Genomic DNA, 13,748 nt, shown 5'->3' with positions numbered 1-13,748 from the left:
CGCACACCCCCGCCCGTCGTCACGGTCGGACCCGCAGATGGGTGACCCCACCGTCGACGTCCAACACCGTACCCGTGGTCGACGCCGAGAGCGGCGACGCGAGGTAGACGATCGCGTTCGCGACCTCCTTCGGTGTGACAAGTCGTCCGATGGGCTGGCGGGCCTGTAGCGCCACGCGTTCGGCGGCCGGGTCGTCCGCCTGCGCCAGCAGCCGTCCCACCCAGGGCGTGTCGGCCGTGCCGGGGCAGACGCAGTTGAACCTGATGCCCTCGCGGACGTGGTCGGTGGCCATGGCGAGGGTCAGCGACAGCACGGCGCCCTTGCTGGCCGAGTAGAGCGCCCGGCCGGGCAGACCGTTGAGCGCGGCGATGGACGAGATGTTGACGACCGACGCGTGCGCCGAGCGGCGCAGCCAGGGCAGGGCCGCGCTGACGACGCGCGCCATGCCGACCACGTTGACGTCGAGCACGCGGTGCCACTCGTCGTCGGTCTGGTCGGCGACTGTTCCGGTCGCGCCGATCCCGGCGTTGTTGACCACCACGTCGATGCCGCCGAGCGCGTCGGCGGCAGCGGTGACCGCCTCCTGCACCGACGGGCGGCTCGACACGTCGGCGGCGAAGCCGGCGACGCCCTCCGGCAGACCGCTCGGGTCGAGGTCGAGGACGGCCACCCGGGCACCCCGCTCATGCAACTCCACGGCGGTGGCGCGGCCGATCCCGGAGGAGCCACCAGTGACGAGCGCGGCCAGCCCGGCGAACTCCGCGCTCACGCCGGCACCAGCGTCTGGCGTGCCCGGCCCAGGCCGGCGACCTCCAACTCCACCACGTCGCCGGCGCGCAGGTACGGGTGATCCGGCAGGCCCAGGGCCACCCCGGCCGGGGTGCCCGTGTTGATGACGTCGCCGGGGTACAGGACCATGAACTGGCTGAGGTACCAGACGACGTGCGCGACCGGGAAGATCATGTCCTTGGTGGACCCGTCCTGACGCAGAACCCCGTTCACCCACAACCGCAGCGGCAGCGACTGCGGGTCGTCGACCTCGTCGGCGGGCACGAGGCTCGGCCCCAGCGGGTTGAAGGTCTCGCAGCTCTTGCCCTTGTCCCACTGGCCCCCGCGCTCCAACTGGAACCCGCGCTCGGAGACGTCGTGCGACACCGCGTACCCCGCGATGTGCCGCATGGCCTCGTCCGGGGAGTCGGCGTAGCGGACTGTCGTGCCGACGACGACAGCGAGTTCGACCTCCCAGTCGGTCTGCGTCGAGCCGCGCGGAACGAGAACGTCGTCGTACGGCCCGACGACTGTCATCGGGTCCTTCATGAAGACCACCGGCTCGGCGGGCAGCGCCGCACCCGTCTCCGCCGCGTGGTCGCGGTAGTTGAGTCCAATGCAGACGATCTTGTTGGGCCGGGCGACGGGCGCGCCCACCCGCAGGTTGTCCGCGTCGGGCAACTCGGCCAGCTCGCCACCGTCGAGCGCGACCCGCGTCCGCGCGATCCCGTCCGACGCCCAGAACGCCCCGTCCAGATCGGCGGTGAGCGGCCGCAGGTCGAAGGTCGTACCGTCGCGCTGGACGACAGGGATCTCCTGGCCGCTCGGGCCGAGGCGCTGGAAGTTCATCTCACTCTCCTCCGTGTCCGGGCTGACCGGGGGTGGCGGACACCCCCGCATTCAACACCGACACGTCCCGCGCCCGGCACGGCGGGATCACCTCGGTCAGCTCGGTGGGACCGCGCCGCCGCCAGGTACGCCGAGGGCGCGCAGCGTCGCCGCGTCGGCGGGGAAGAACGACTCGACGGCCAGTCCGGCGACTGTGACGTCGAGCGGGGTGCCGAACACGGTGGTGGTGCTGAGGAAGGACAACTCCCGGCCGTGGTGGCGGTACCGGAGTGCGACGGCGACCCGCGAGACGGGGTCGTCAGTTGCCGGCAGGTGGCCGTTGTCGCCGGGATAGCCGCACAGCTCCTCGTGCAGGTCGTGCAGGGCCGCGTCGCCGGTGGTGACGGCCGTCTGGCGCAGCCGGGCGAGCAGGTGCGTACGCCACTCGGGCAGGTTGCCGATGCGCGGGGCCATGCCGTCGGGGTGCAGGCTGAGCCGCAGGACGTTGACCGGAGGGGCGAGCAGGTGCGGCGCCGCGCCGTCTGTGAACAACGCCACCGCGGGGTTGGCCTCGACGAGCTGCCAGCGCCCGTCGATGAGCACCGCCGGGAACGGTCCGTGGCCGTCGAGGATCCGCCGTACGGCGGCACGCACCGGCGCCAGCTCCGGGTCGTCCAGCTCGTGGCGGGGGTAGGCGGGCGCGTACCCGCCGGCGAGCAGGATCGTGTTGCGGTCCGCCAGCGGTACGTCGAGCTGCTCGGCCAGGCGCAGGATCAGCTCGGGGCTCGGCCGGGACCGGCCGGTCTCCACGAAGCTCAGGTGTCGGGCGGAGATCCCCGTCTCGATCGACAGGTCCAGTTGGCTCATCCGGCGGCTCTGGCGCCAGTCGCGCAGCAGCTCTCCGACCCGTCGCACCGGCCTGGTCGTCGTCGTCACGCGACCGACCCTAGTGACCGCGTCGGCGCACGGACCATTACCTCCGACGTAATCGACAGCGTCCCGGGCCGGTTGCGAGCATCTCTCCCGAGGGCGGCGCACACCGCCGCCCGTCGCCCGAGGATGAGGAGAGAGCCATGGGTACGAGCTTCGACGCGCTGGCCGAGCGGTACATCGCGATCTGGAACGAGACCGACCCGGCCCGTCGCCGCGCGGCGATCGACGACGTGTGGGCCCCCGACGCCCGCTACGTCGACCCGCTGGCGGTCGCCGAGGGCCGGGAGGCGGTCGACGCGACGATCGCGGCCGTGCAGGGCCAGTTCCCCGGCATGACGTTCCGGCTGGACGGCCCGGTCGACGGCCACCACGACCAGGTCCGGTTCACCTGGGAGCTGGGGCCCGACGGCGTCGAGGCGCCGATCGTGGGCTTCGACGTCGCCGTGCTGGACGGCAACGGGCGGTTGAGCCAGGTGCTCGGCTTCCTGGACCGGGTCCCGGGGGCCTGATCGGCCCCCGGACTCTCGGCGTCAGCGCGACGGGGTGTCCCGGCGCGTAGGGGTTTCCCGGCGCGACGGGAACGGGGTGCCGGGCTGTCCGAGGGTGGACCGGGCGCGCAACCCGACCGGGTCCGGGGCGGCCACCGGCGCGGCCGGGGCCGGCTCCGGTCCCCGGCGCGCGTCGAGGTACGCGGCGGCGGCCAGGTCGTCGTCGGTGGGCGCGGCGAGCAGGGCGTAGAGCAGCCCCACCACGCCGAAGATCACCGCAACGACGATCGGCACCAGAAGCGCGCTCACTCCGGCGCCACTCACCCCTCCCGCGCGTTCGTGCAGGTGCACCGACAGCGCGCTCATGCCGGTGAAGTGCATGCCGTTCACGGCGACGCCCATGACCAGCGCGGACGCGAAGATCGCCAGGCCGCGCCGGACTGTCATCGCGAGCCACAGGGCGACGGTCGCGGCGACCACCGCGATGACCACCGAGAGGATGACGCGCGTGCTGTCGTAGCCGAGGCTGCCGTTGAGGCGCATCGCCGCCATGCCTGTGTAGTGCATCGCGGCGACGCCGGCGCCGGTGAAGACGCCGCCGGCGACGAGGCGTACCGGATTCAGCCGGCCGGTGCCGACGATGGCCAGGCCGATGCCGACCGCGACCACCGCGATGGCGGTGCTGGCGGCGGTGAGGGGCACGTCGTACCGGATGCGGGCGCCGTCGACGGCGAAGCCGAGCATGGCCATGAAGTGCATCGCCCAGATGGCGGTGCCACCGAGCGCCCAGGCGGCCAACAGACCCCACCAGGCGCGCTGACCGGCGGTGCGGGCGGTCCGGATGCGGCCGGCACAGACGAGCCCGAGGACCGAACCGAGTACGGACAGCGCGTAGCTCAGCGCGGGCGTGATCCACCCGTACTCAAAGTGATTGATGTCCGCCACGGCGGTTCTCTCCCCATTCGTTACCGGCGCGTAAACACGACGCTCGGGCAATGATCAGGGGTGCCCCGACCAGGCGCGACAGCGCCCCCCGGAGGATGCGGGGGGTGCCGTCGCGGTGACCGTCCGATGCGTCGGTCCGGGGTGGTGCTGACCGAAAGTGATGATCAGGCGGAGGTGTGGTACGCCAGCACACCCCGGTTGATGGCCGCTATCGCCTGCCGGGCGGTGGAGCGCAGCTCCGGCGAGGCGCCACCGGAGTCGGCAAGTTGACCGAGCAGGTCGACCACCTGCCGCGCCCACCGGACGAAGTCACCGGCGGGCATCTCCCCGTCGATCTCGTGCCCGCTGCCGAGCACCTTGGCCAGGGCCTCACCCCGCGCCCACCGGTAGACCGGCCAGGCGAAGCCCAGATCCGGCTCCCGGGTCGCGGACAGACCGCGCGCCGCTTCGTCGGCCTCGATCTCACCCCACAGCTTCAACGTCTCGTCCACCGCGTCGGCCACCGGGCCACGCGGCAGCGACGCCCGCTCGTCGACGTCGCGACGCGCCTCGAAGACCACCACGGACACCGCGGCGGCCAACTCGGCCGGGGAGAGACCGTCCCACACACGTCGGCGCAGACACTCGGCGACCAGCAGGTCGGCCTCGGTCCAGATCCGGCCGAGCATCCGACCGGCGTCGGTGACCGCGCCGTCGCGGGCGAGGTAGCCACGGTCGGTCAGCAGGGCGACGATCCGGTCGAAGGTCCGCGCGAGGGACCCGGTGCGCCCGGACACCCGCTCGCGCAGCTCCTCGGTGTCCCGCTCCAGGCGACGGCGACGCTCCGCCCACCGGGCGTGGTCCTCGCGCTCGGGGCAGGCGTGGCAGGGATGGTTGCGTAGCTCGGTGCGGAGCTGGCTGAGCCGGTGGTCCTCACCGGGCGTCTGCCGGGAGCGGCCACCGCGCCGGCCGCCGTGCCGGTCCAGGCCGGTGCCGCTGACCTCGGCGGCCAGATCCCGCCGGGCACCCGGCGAGCGGTGGTTGAAGTGCTTGGGCACGCGGATGCGGGCCAGCACCTCGGCCGGGGTGGTGAAGTCGCCGGGGCTGACCCGCCCCGCCCAGCGGTCCTGCGTGAGCACAAGCGGACGGGGTTCGCCGAAACCGCCTGTCGCCGGGTCCAGCACGACCGCCAGGCCGGCCCGCCGACCCGACGGCACGCGGATCACGTCACCGACCCGCAGGCGCTCCAGCGACGCCACGGCGGCGGCCTTGCGCTGGGTCTGCCCCTGCCGGGCGATTGCCTTCTCCCGGTCGGCGATCGCCACCCGCAGCGCGAAGTACTCGTCGAAGTCGCCGTGGTGGCAGGCGGCCTCAGCGCCGTACGCCTCGATGGTCTCGGTGTTGCGCTGCACCTGCCGGGCCAGGCCGACCACCGACCGGTCGGCCTGGAACTGGGCGAACGAGGACTCCAGCAACGCCCGGGCGGGCTCCGCGCCGACCGTACCGACGAGGTTCACCGCCATGTTGTACGAGGGCCGGAAGCTGGACCGCAGCGGATACGTGCGGGTGGAGGCGAGCCCGGCCACGTGCCGCGGGTCGGTCTCCGGGGACCACACCACGACGGCGTGCCCCTCGACGTCGATGCCGCGCCGGCCGGCCCGCCCGGTGAGCTGGGTGTACTCCCCCGGGGTCAGGTCGACGTGCGCCTCGCCGTTGTACTTGACGAGGCGTTCCAGGACGACGCAGCGGGCCGGCATGTTGATGCCCAACGCCAGGGTCTCGGTGGCGAAGACCGCCTTGACCAGCCCTCGGACGAACAGCTCCTCGACGATCTCCTTGAACACCGGAAGCATTCCGGCGTGGTGGGCCGCGAGGCCACGTTCGAGGCCGTCGAGCCACTCCCAGTAGCCGAGCACCGTCAGGTCCTCGCCGGGGATTGCGGTGACCCGGGACTCGACGACGCGGCGGATCTCGGCCCGCTCCTCTGGTGAGGTGAGCCGCAGCCCGGCGGCCAGGCACTGCTGCACCGCCGCGGCGCAGCCGGCCCGGCTGAAGATGAACAGGATCGCCGGCAGCAGCCCCTCGCGGTCGAGCCGGTCGACGATGTCCGGGCGCATCGGCCCACGCCAGCGGGGGCCGCGCCGACCGGAGCCCGGCCCCGCGCTGCGCCCCTCCCCCAACTCCAGACGGCGCATCTGGTCGCGGGTGTAGCGCAGCAGCTCCGGGTGCACGTCGTGCTTGCGGGCGGCGTCGGCGTCGTGGAACAGGTCGAACATCCGCTTGCCGACAAGCATGTGCTGCCACAGCGGGACCGGCCGGTGCTCGCTGACCACCACGGCGGTCTCGCCGCGCACGGTGACCAGCCAGTCGGCGAACTCCTCGGCGTTGGACACGGTCGCCGACAGCGAGACCAGGGTGACCGAGGCGGGCAGGTGGATGATCACCTCTTCCCACACGCCGCCGCGGAACCTGTCGGCGAGGTAGTGCACCTCGTCCATCACCACGTACGCCAGCCCCTGCAGGGTGCTGGACCCCGCGTACAGCATGTTGCGCAGCACCTCGGTGGTCATCACGATCACGGGCGCGTCACCGTTTATCGCGTTGTCGCCGGTGAGCAGGCCGACCTGCTCGGCGCCGTACCGGGCGACCAGATCGTGGTACTTCTGGTTGGACAACGCCTTGATCGGCGTCGTGTAGAAGCACTTGCGCCGGGTCGGTGGCGTCGCGGCGTCGTCGGCCGCCGCCGGGTCGTCGGGCCGCCCCCGCAACGCCAGGTGTACGGCGAACTCGCCGACAACTGTCTTGCCGGCGCCGGTGGGGGCACAGACCAGCACGCCGCTGCCCCGCTCCAACGACTGACACGCCTCCCGCTGGAAGTCGTCGAGATCGAACCCCAGGTCGAGGGCGAACTCGTCCAGCGCCGGGAACTGTGCGACCTGCGCGGCCCGGCGGCGCGCCGCTGCATACCGCTCGGCGGGGCTCGACATGGCACCAAGATTAGTGCGTGCCGGGACACGACACCCGACAAGGCCGTCCGGAGGGGCCGTCGGCGGCGGTCGGTAGGGTGCACGGCGTGCCGGACCATGCCGAACCGCCCCAGACCAGTCCGCCGGGCAGCGTCGCGGACGCCAGCGCCCCGCGGGCGTCCCGACGGCCCGTCAAGGCGGTGCTCTTCGACTTCCACGGCACCCTGGCCCAGGTGGAGGAGCCCCGGCAGTGGGTCATGGAGGCCGCCGCCAGGTGCGGGGTCACCCTCGACCGGGTTCGCGCCACCTCCCTTGCCGACCGGCTGCTGACCGCCGGGCGTGCAGGCGGCCCGCTGCCGGCCCGGGTGCCGCCCCGGCTGGCCGAGCTGTGGGCCGACCGGGACCTCTACGCGCACGCGCACCGGGGGGCGTACACGGGGCTCGCCGAGACCGTCGACGCGGGCATCGAGGGCTTCGCCGACGCGCTCTACGAGCGGCTGCTCGTCGCCGAGGGCTGGCTGCCGTACCCGGACACCGCCCCCACCCTCGCCGCGCTGCGCGACGCCGGTGTGCGGGTGGCGGTGGTGAGCAACATCGGCTTCGACCTGCGCCCGCACTTCGACGCCTGGGGGTTGACCGACCTCGTCGACGCGTTCGTGCTGTCGTACGAGGTGGGGCGCTGCAAGCCCGACCCGGCGATCTTCTGGCGTGCCTGCGGGATGCTCGGCGTCGACCCCGAGCAGACGCTGATGGTCGGCGACACACCTGCGGACGCGGGCGCCGTCGCCGCCGGCTGCGCGGTGCTGGTGCTCCCGGCGGCCGACCCGGGCCGGGAGAACGGTCTCGGCGCGGTCCTGGACCTGGCCCTGCCCGCCTGACCCCCACACTCGCGGGCGGACCCTCTCGTGGACACCGCCGCAGGGTTGCCTCGGGCGACCGCCTAGCGTCGTGCTCGTGACGGAGACCCTGCTGCCCGCCCCGCGCCCGGCCGACGCGCCCCCGGAACGCCGTGGTGGCGTCGTCGCCGTGGGGCTGGTGCTCGGCGGGGCGCTGTCGGTGCAGTTCGGCTCCGCCCTGGCCGCGCTGCTCTTTCCGCGTACCGGGGTGGCCGGGGCGGTCACCCTGCGGTTGACGATCTCGGCGGTGCTGCTGCTCGTCGTGTGCCGGCCTCGGCTGCGCGGGCACGACCGGTCGGCCTGGCTCGCGGCCGGCGCGTTCGGGCTGGCGCTGGCCGGCATGAACTCGCTGTTCTACCAGGCCATCGAACGGATCCCGCTCGGCCCGACGGTGACCCTGGAGGTGCTCGGCCCGCTCGCGCTGTCCGTCTTCACCGCCCGCCGGCTGGCGAGCTGGTGCTGGGCGGGGCTGGCGCTGGCCGGGGTGGCGCTGCTCGGGCAGGGCGGCTTCGACAGGCTCAACCCGGCCGGAGTGGCCTTCGCGTTCGGCGCGGGCGCCATGTGGGCGGCGTACATCGTGCTCAGCGCGCGGGTCGGCGGACGGTTCCCGGGCGCGGACGGCCTGGCCCTGGCCCTGACCCTCGCCGCGCTCGTCACCCTGCCGCTGGGCATCGTCGACGGCGGCGCCGTCCTGCTCGACCCGACGATCCTGGCGCTCGGCACGGCCCTCGCGGTGCTGGCCTCCGGACTGCCGTACACCCTGGAGCTGCTGGCTCTGCGCCGGATGCCCACGGCGACCTTCGCGGTGCTGATGAGCCTCGGCCCGGCCATCGCCACCCTCGCCGGCTGGCTGGTGCTCCGGCAGGCGCTGACGCTGCTGGAGTGCGCCGCCATCGTGCTTGTCATCGCGGCCAGCATCGGCGCGGTACGGGTCAGAGCAGCAGCCGCAGAGCGCCCGGCACGGCAGTGATCGTCACCGGCAGGCGCAGCGAGCGTTCCCCGTCGGCGTACGTGACGATGTCGTCGGCGGCCAGCTCCACAGTGCGCGCCCGGTAGCTGCTCACCAGGGGGTGGCTCACGTGGGTGCCCTGGTAGATGCGCGGCTTGACCCGGATGAGCGTCCGCCTGTCGACCCGGCCGGCGACCACCACGTCGAGCAGCCCGTCGGTCGGGTCGGCGTCGGGGCAGATCCGCATCCCACCGCCGTACGTGGGGCAGTTGCCCACCGCCACCAGCACCGCGTCCAGCTCGTGGGGCACCCCGTCGAGGCGCATCGTGTAGCGGCGTGGCCGGAGCCGGGCCAGCTCGACCACGATCGCCAGGTCGTACCGGCGGGGGCCGCGCGGCCAGCGCATCCGGTTGGCGCGCTCGTTGACTATCGCGTCGAAGCCCGCCGCGAGGACCGCCCCGTACCAGCGCGCGGCCCCGTCGGCGCCTGTCATCCGGGCCAGGTCGACGACGCGGGTCCGGCCCGCGCGCAGCGCCTCGGCGATCACCGCCACGGCGGCGACGGGATCGGCCGGGAAGCCCGTGTCGAGGGCGAAGTCGTTGCCGGTTCCCGCCGGTACCGGACCGAACGGCACGTCGGTGCCGGCGACGGCCTGCATCGCCCGGTGCACGGTGCCGTCGCCGCCGACCGCGATCAGCGCGCCGACGCCCTCGGCGACCGCGCTCCGGCACGCCGCCTCCGCCTCGCCCGGGGTGGACGCCGACAGCAGTCGGAGCGGCCGGCCGGCGGCGGCCAGCCCGTCCAGCAGCCGAGGAAGCAGGGCCCGGTGCCGGCCCCGGCCGGCGGTCGGGTTGGCGAGCACGGCCACGGGGCCATCGGCGAGCGGGGCACTGTCGACAGGGCCGGGCAGGTGATCGTCTGCGGTCACGGGCAGCACCGTACCTGTCGGACACCCGCCGTTCACCCGGGGCGGACGACGTCACGATCAGTCCCGCCGTCGACGCGTCGGGTGAACGCCTCAGGGGTGGCCCGCTGACGCGACGACGCCGCCCCCGGCAGGCGGGGACGGCGTCGGTGAACTCCGACGGCGCGGGGCCGTCAGGTCATGTCGTCGTAGCGGCGTTCGATGGGCGCCGGCCTGGCGATCGGCTCGGGAGCGCCCACCGGGGCGGTCGCGTCGACCCGCTGCCCGGCCACGACCGGGTCCGTGTCGAACTCCAACGGTGAGACCTCGTCGTCGTCGAGACCGGCGTAGACCTCCTTGCCCCGCCCGCGCCGCCTGTCGTTGATGAACGCCACCCCGACCGCCGCGAAGTAGAGCGTGGACAGGCAGGCCGCCAGGGCGGTCATCCCGAACGGATCCGGCGTGGGGGTGACCACCGCGGAGAACGCGAAGAACACGAAGATCGCCACCCGCCACCAACTGAGCAACCGCTTCGCGCTGGCGATGCCCACGAAGTTGAGCATCAGCACGATCAGCGGGAACTCGAACGCCACCCCGAACAGCAGGATCAGGTTGGTGACGAACGAGATGTACCGGGTGACCTCAAGGGTGGTCGAGATGTCGTCGCCCGACACGTTCATCAGGAACTCGAGGCCCTTGGCGGTGACGAAGAACGCCAGCACCGCGCCTGCGGCGAAGAGCGGCGCCGCCAGGGCCGTGAAGGCGTACGCGTAGCGCCGCTCGTGCCTGTGCAGCCCGGGCGCGATGAACGCCCAGAGCTGGTAGAGCCAGATCGGCGCCGCGATGATCAGGCCCACCCACAGGCCGATCTTCAGGTTCAACAGGAAGAGGTCCGCCGGGCCGAGCTGGACGAACAGGCACTTGCCGGACGCGTCCTTCGACCCCGGCAGGTCGCAGTACGGCTGCGACAGCAGGTGCCGGACCGGCTCGGCCAGCCAGATGCCGAAGCCGAAGCCGATCATGATCGCCAGCGAGGCGCGGAAGAGACGATTGCGCAGCTCACGGACGTGCTCGATGAGCGTCATCGAGCCGTCGGCGGCCCGTTCGAATGTGCTCGGGCCGCGCTTACGCAGTGCGAAGGCCACGGTGGTGGGGCCCTTCGGTCAGTTGTCGCGGACGCGGTGCACCGGGTCGACGACCGGCTGCTGCGCCGGCGCCTGCTGGTACGGCGCCTGCTGCGGCTGCCCGGCGTACGGCGCCTGCTGCGGCTGCCCGGCGTACGGCGCCTGCTGGCCGGCGTGCGGCGGCAGCGGCTGGTAGCCGGCCTGCGCGTCGGCCTTCTCGGCGAGGTCGCGGTCGTCGTCCTGCAGGCTCTTGGTCTCGGCCTTGATGATCCGCAGCGAGCGGCCCAGCGAGCGGGCCGCGTCGGGGAGCCGCTTCGCACCGAAGAGCAGGATCAGCACAACCACGAGAACGGCGATGTGCCACGGCTTGAGGGCACCCATGAGAAGCTCCAGTCGCTCTGTGTCCGGGGGTGGTACGCAGCCCATCGTACGTGCGGATGGGCCGAATGCCACAGGCCGGGGATGACGGTCAGCGCCCGGCCGGTGAAGTCTTGACCAACCGCGATGATCAGTCAACCATCGCCACCCGGCCGGGTGACGGCGGTTGCCGGCGGCTGCCGGTCAGCCCCGCTTGGCCTGGATCACGGCGAGTCGCTGCTGGGCGGTGTCGAGCTGGCGTTGGACACCCTCGGCGCGCTGCTGCAACGCCTCGGCGGTCTCCCGCAGCGCCTCCGCCTCGGTGGCCCGTCGCTGCAACGCCACGGCGGCGCGGCGCAGCTGGGGCAGCCGGCTCAGCACCGGGCGTACGGCAAGCGCGAGCGCCACGAGCGGGAGCAGCACCACCGCGAGCACGATCCAGATCAGCACGCCGGTCAGCCTACTGGGTGCCGGCGGCCACCGCCGGATCGCCCGACGGCACCCCGGGCGGCACGGAATCGGCAGGGGCCCGCCGGACAGTGGCCACGGGCACGGCGTACGCGTCGAGCGCGGCGGCGGCTGTCGCCCGGACCTGTTCGGCAAGCTCGACCGGGGCGACAACTGTGACATCCGCGCCGAGGCCCAGCACGAACCGCCGCGCCCACCCCAGGTCGGTCACCCGCAGCGAGACGAGCCACTGGTCGCCGTCGCCGGCCTCGACCCGCTCGCACGGGTAGTACTCGGTGATCCACCGCTCGCTCCGACCGACCCGCAGGGTGATCAGCGGCAGGTCGGACGACGGCCGGAAGACACCCTCGGTGCGGTCGTGCGGGACGGCCTGCGGCGGAACGGCTGCCGGCTCGTCCAGTTCGGTGATCGCGTCGATCCGGTCGGCCCGGAACAGCCGGACCGCCTCCGCACGCCGGCACCACGCCTCCACGTACGCCCGACCGCCGACCATCAGCATCCGCAGCGGGTCGACGACGCGCTCGGTCGTCTCGTCCCGGGCAGCCGTGTAGTAGGTGATCCGCAGCGCCCTGCCGCCCTCCACGGCGGCGCGCAGCGCCTCGACCTGTCGGGTGTCGCCGGGCAGCCGGACCGCGACCGGTGCGCCCACCAGGTCACCGGCGGCGTCCTCGATCTTGGCGAGGGCCCGCTCGATGGCCTCCCGGTTGGCCACGCCCGGGGTCTCGGCGAGCATCCGCAGCGCCACCACGAGCGCGAGGGCCTCGTCGGGGGTGAGCCGCAGCGGCCTGTCGATCCCGGCGTCGTAGGTGATTGTCACCCGGTCGCCGTCGAACGCCATGTCGATCAGGTCACCGGGGCCGTAACCGGGCAGCCCGCACACCCACAGCAGCTCCAGGTCCTCCCGGAGCTGCCGTTCGGTGATGCCCAGGTCACCGGCCGCCTCGGCGATCTCGATGCCGGGTCGGGCCAGCAGGTAGGGCACCAGGTTGAGCAGCCGCGCCAGTCGGTCGGCCGAGGCCCGGGAACCGCCGCGGGCGGCCGGGCGGGTCACCGGGCACCCCCGGAGACGGCCAGCTCGTCGTGCCGGACGGCGATCTCCTTGAGCCGCTGGATGACCGCCTCGCGGACCTCCGGCGGGTCGAGCACCCGCACGTCCGGGCCGTACCCGACGAGTTGGCCGGCCAGCCCGTCCGGGTCGGCGTACGGCAGGACGAGGTGGTCGCCGTCCGGCCCGGCGGTCACCTCCACCGCCCAGCGGCGCAGGCCGGCGGCCCGCCCGGGCGCGGCCAGCACGGTGGCCCGGCCGGTGCGCTCCACAGGCCCGGACCAGCGGGCCACGTGGCTGATCAGGTCGACGCCGGCCGGCGGCTCGTACGCGCCGGGCGCCCCTGTCACCCGGACCGCGCCGACCACCCGGGACAGGCGGAAGCAGCGGGTCGCCGAACGGTCCAGGTCGTGGCCGACCACGTACCACCGACCTCGCCAGCAGACCACGCCCCACGGTTGGAGCCGGCGGCGGGTGGGCGCGTCCCGGTCGGGCACCCGGTAGTCGAATCCGACCTCGCGGCGGTCCCGCGCGGCGGCGGTCAGCGGCGCGAACGCGGGATCGACGGTGACCATCGGTTCCAGGCCGAGGGTGGCCTGCGGGTCGACGTCCACCCCTGCGGCGCGCAGCTTGGCCAGCCCGGACGACGCGGCGGCGGCCAGCCCGGCGTGCTGCCACAGGCGGGCGGCGATGCCGACCGCGGCGGCCTCGTCCGGCTCCAGGGGGATGTCGGGCAGCGCGTACTCACGGTGGGCGATGCGGTAGCCGGGCTCGGCGTCGAAGACGCTCGCGGTGCCGGTCTCCAGCGGAACGCCCAGCTCGCGCAGCTCGGCCTTGTCCCGTTCGAACTTGCGCTGGAACGCCTCGTGGTCGCGCGCGTCGTCAGGGTCGTGCTCGTAGCCGGGCACGGTCGCGGCGATCTGCGCGGCGGTCAGGAACCGTCGCGTGGACAGGAGGCAGATCACCAGGTTGACCAGGCGTTCGGTGCGGGTCCGCGACACGTGTAGACGCTAGCAGCCGACGCGCCGCAGGCGTGCACCCACGCGGGCGTGCCGCACATCTGTTCGGATCCGGGGTGTCGCGCCACCCGCCGGGCAC

Annotated in this window: 14 protein-coding genes; 3 read left to right on the top strand and 11 right to left on the bottom strand. The window is 73.5% G+C overall.

The features are described 5' to 3' along the window. Positions 1-19 precede the first annotated feature (19 nt). From OOJ91_RS03025 to OOJ91_RS03015, 3 genes are all read right to left on the bottom strand, one after another. Complete coding sequence (locus tag OOJ91_RS03025; protein WP_266242100.1) at positions 20-769, bottom strand: SDR family NAD(P)-dependent oxidoreductase; 750 nt, start codon at positions 767-769, stop codon at positions 20-22. Beyond that, on the bottom strand, positions 766-1,617 hold the full coding sequence (locus tag OOJ91_RS03020) for a fumarylacetoacetate hydrolase family protein (protein ID WP_266242098.1): 852 nt from the start codon (positions 1,615-1,617) through the stop codon (positions 766-768). Before OOJ91_RS03020 ends, OOJ91_RS03025 begins: the two co-directional genes overlap by 4 nt. A gap of 96 nt (positions 1,618-1,713) precedes the next feature. Beyond that, the gene (locus OOJ91_RS03015; protein WP_266242096.1) at positions 1,714-2,532 is read right to left on the bottom strand and encodes a helix-turn-helix domain-containing protein; all 819 of its coding nucleotides are present in this window, start codon (positions 2,530-2,532) and stop codon (positions 1,714-1,716) included. A 137-nt stretch (positions 2,533-2,669) separates the two neighbouring features. Between OOJ91_RS03015 and OOJ91_RS03010 the strand changes: the two genes are divergently transcribed. Further along, complete coding sequence (locus OOJ91_RS03010) at positions 2,670-3,038, top strand: nuclear transport factor 2 family protein (RefSeq protein ID WP_266242094.1); 369 nt, start codon at positions 2,670-2,672, stop codon at positions 3,036-3,038. A 21-nt stretch (positions 3,039-3,059) separates the two neighbouring features. Here the strand turns inward: OOJ91_RS03010 and OOJ91_RS03005 are convergent, their stop codons facing one another. Both OOJ91_RS03005 and OOJ91_RS03000 read right to left on the bottom strand, forming a co-directional pair. Beyond that, positions 3,060-3,962, bottom strand: coding sequence for an MHYT domain-containing protein (locus tag OOJ91_RS03005; protein ID WP_266242092.1), 903 nt, complete (start codon positions 3,960-3,962; stop codon positions 3,060-3,062). A gap of 164 nt (positions 3,963-4,126) precedes the next feature. Beyond that, positions 4,127-6,928 carry a DEAD/DEAH box helicase gene (locus OOJ91_RS03000; protein ID WP_266242090.1) on the bottom strand — a complete coding sequence of 934 codons (2,802 nt, stop codon included), beginning with the start codon at positions 6,926-6,928 and terminating at the stop codon, positions 4,127-4,129. Between the two features lie 86 nt (positions 6,929-7,014). Here OOJ91_RS03000 and OOJ91_RS02995 point away from each other — a divergent pair, with 86 nt between their 5' ends. Further along, positions 7,015-7,785 carry an HAD family hydrolase gene (locus tag OOJ91_RS02995; RefSeq protein WP_266242088.1) on the top strand — a complete coding sequence of 257 codons (771 nt, stop codon included), beginning with the start codon at positions 7,015-7,017 and terminating at the stop codon, positions 7,783-7,785. Between the two features lie 76 nt (positions 7,786-7,861). Beyond that, positions 7,862-8,773, top strand: coding sequence for an EamA family transporter (locus tag OOJ91_RS02990; protein ID WP_439117011.1), 912 nt, complete (start codon positions 7,862-7,864; stop codon positions 8,771-8,773). On the opposite strand, the gene OOJ91_RS02985 is transcribed toward OOJ91_RS02990, so the two are convergent. The 6 genes from OOJ91_RS02985 to OOJ91_RS02960 all read right to left on the bottom strand — a co-directional run bounded on the left by OOJ91_RS02985 (position 8,736) and on the right by OOJ91_RS02960 (position 13,651). Beyond that, a complete protein-coding gene (locus tag OOJ91_RS02985; RefSeq protein WP_439117010.1) occupies positions 8,736-9,680 on the bottom strand; it encodes a diacylglycerol/lipid kinase family protein in 945 nt (314 codons plus the stop codon). The genes OOJ91_RS02990 and OOJ91_RS02985 overlap by 38 nt on opposite strands. Positions 9,681-9,850: 170 nt before the next feature. Continuing rightward, positions 9,851-10,801, bottom strand: coding sequence for a twin-arginine translocase subunit TatC (gene tatC, locus OOJ91_RS02980; RefSeq protein ID WP_266242084.1), 951 nt, complete (start codon positions 10,799-10,801; stop codon positions 9,851-9,853). An 18-nt stretch (positions 10,802-10,819) separates the two neighbouring features. After that, complete coding sequence (gene tatA / locus OOJ91_RS02975) at positions 10,820-11,161, bottom strand: Sec-independent protein translocase subunit TatA (protein ID WP_266242082.1); 342 nt, start codon at positions 11,159-11,161, stop codon at positions 10,820-10,822. 180 nt (positions 11,162-11,341) lie between these two features. Further along, positions 11,342-11,587, bottom strand: coding sequence for a hypothetical protein (locus OOJ91_RS02970; protein ID WP_266242080.1), 246 nt, complete (start codon positions 11,585-11,587; stop codon positions 11,342-11,344). Positions 11,588-11,597: 10 nt separating this feature from the next. Next, positions 11,598-12,656 (bottom strand): helix-turn-helix transcriptional regulator, encoded by a 1,059-nt coding sequence (locus OOJ91_RS02965; protein ID WP_266242078.1) that lies wholly within the window; start codon positions 12,654-12,656, stop codon positions 11,598-11,600. Further along, positions 12,653-13,651 carry a helix-turn-helix transcriptional regulator gene (locus OOJ91_RS02960; RefSeq protein WP_266242076.1) on the bottom strand — a complete coding sequence of 333 codons (999 nt, stop codon included), beginning with the start codon at positions 13,649-13,651 and terminating at the stop codon, positions 12,653-12,655. The genes OOJ91_RS02965 and OOJ91_RS02960 overlap by 4 nt, the downstream gene beginning before the upstream one ends. Positions 13,652-13,748: the final 97 nt, after the last annotated feature.

The organism is Micromonospora lupini (genome assembly GCF_026342015.1).
GTDB lineage: Bacteria > Actinomycetota > Actinomycetes > Mycobacteriales > Micromonosporaceae > Micromonospora > Micromonospora lupini_B.
Note: the sequence above shows the minus strand (reverse complement) of the source record. Positions and strands in the feature narration are given on the sequence as shown.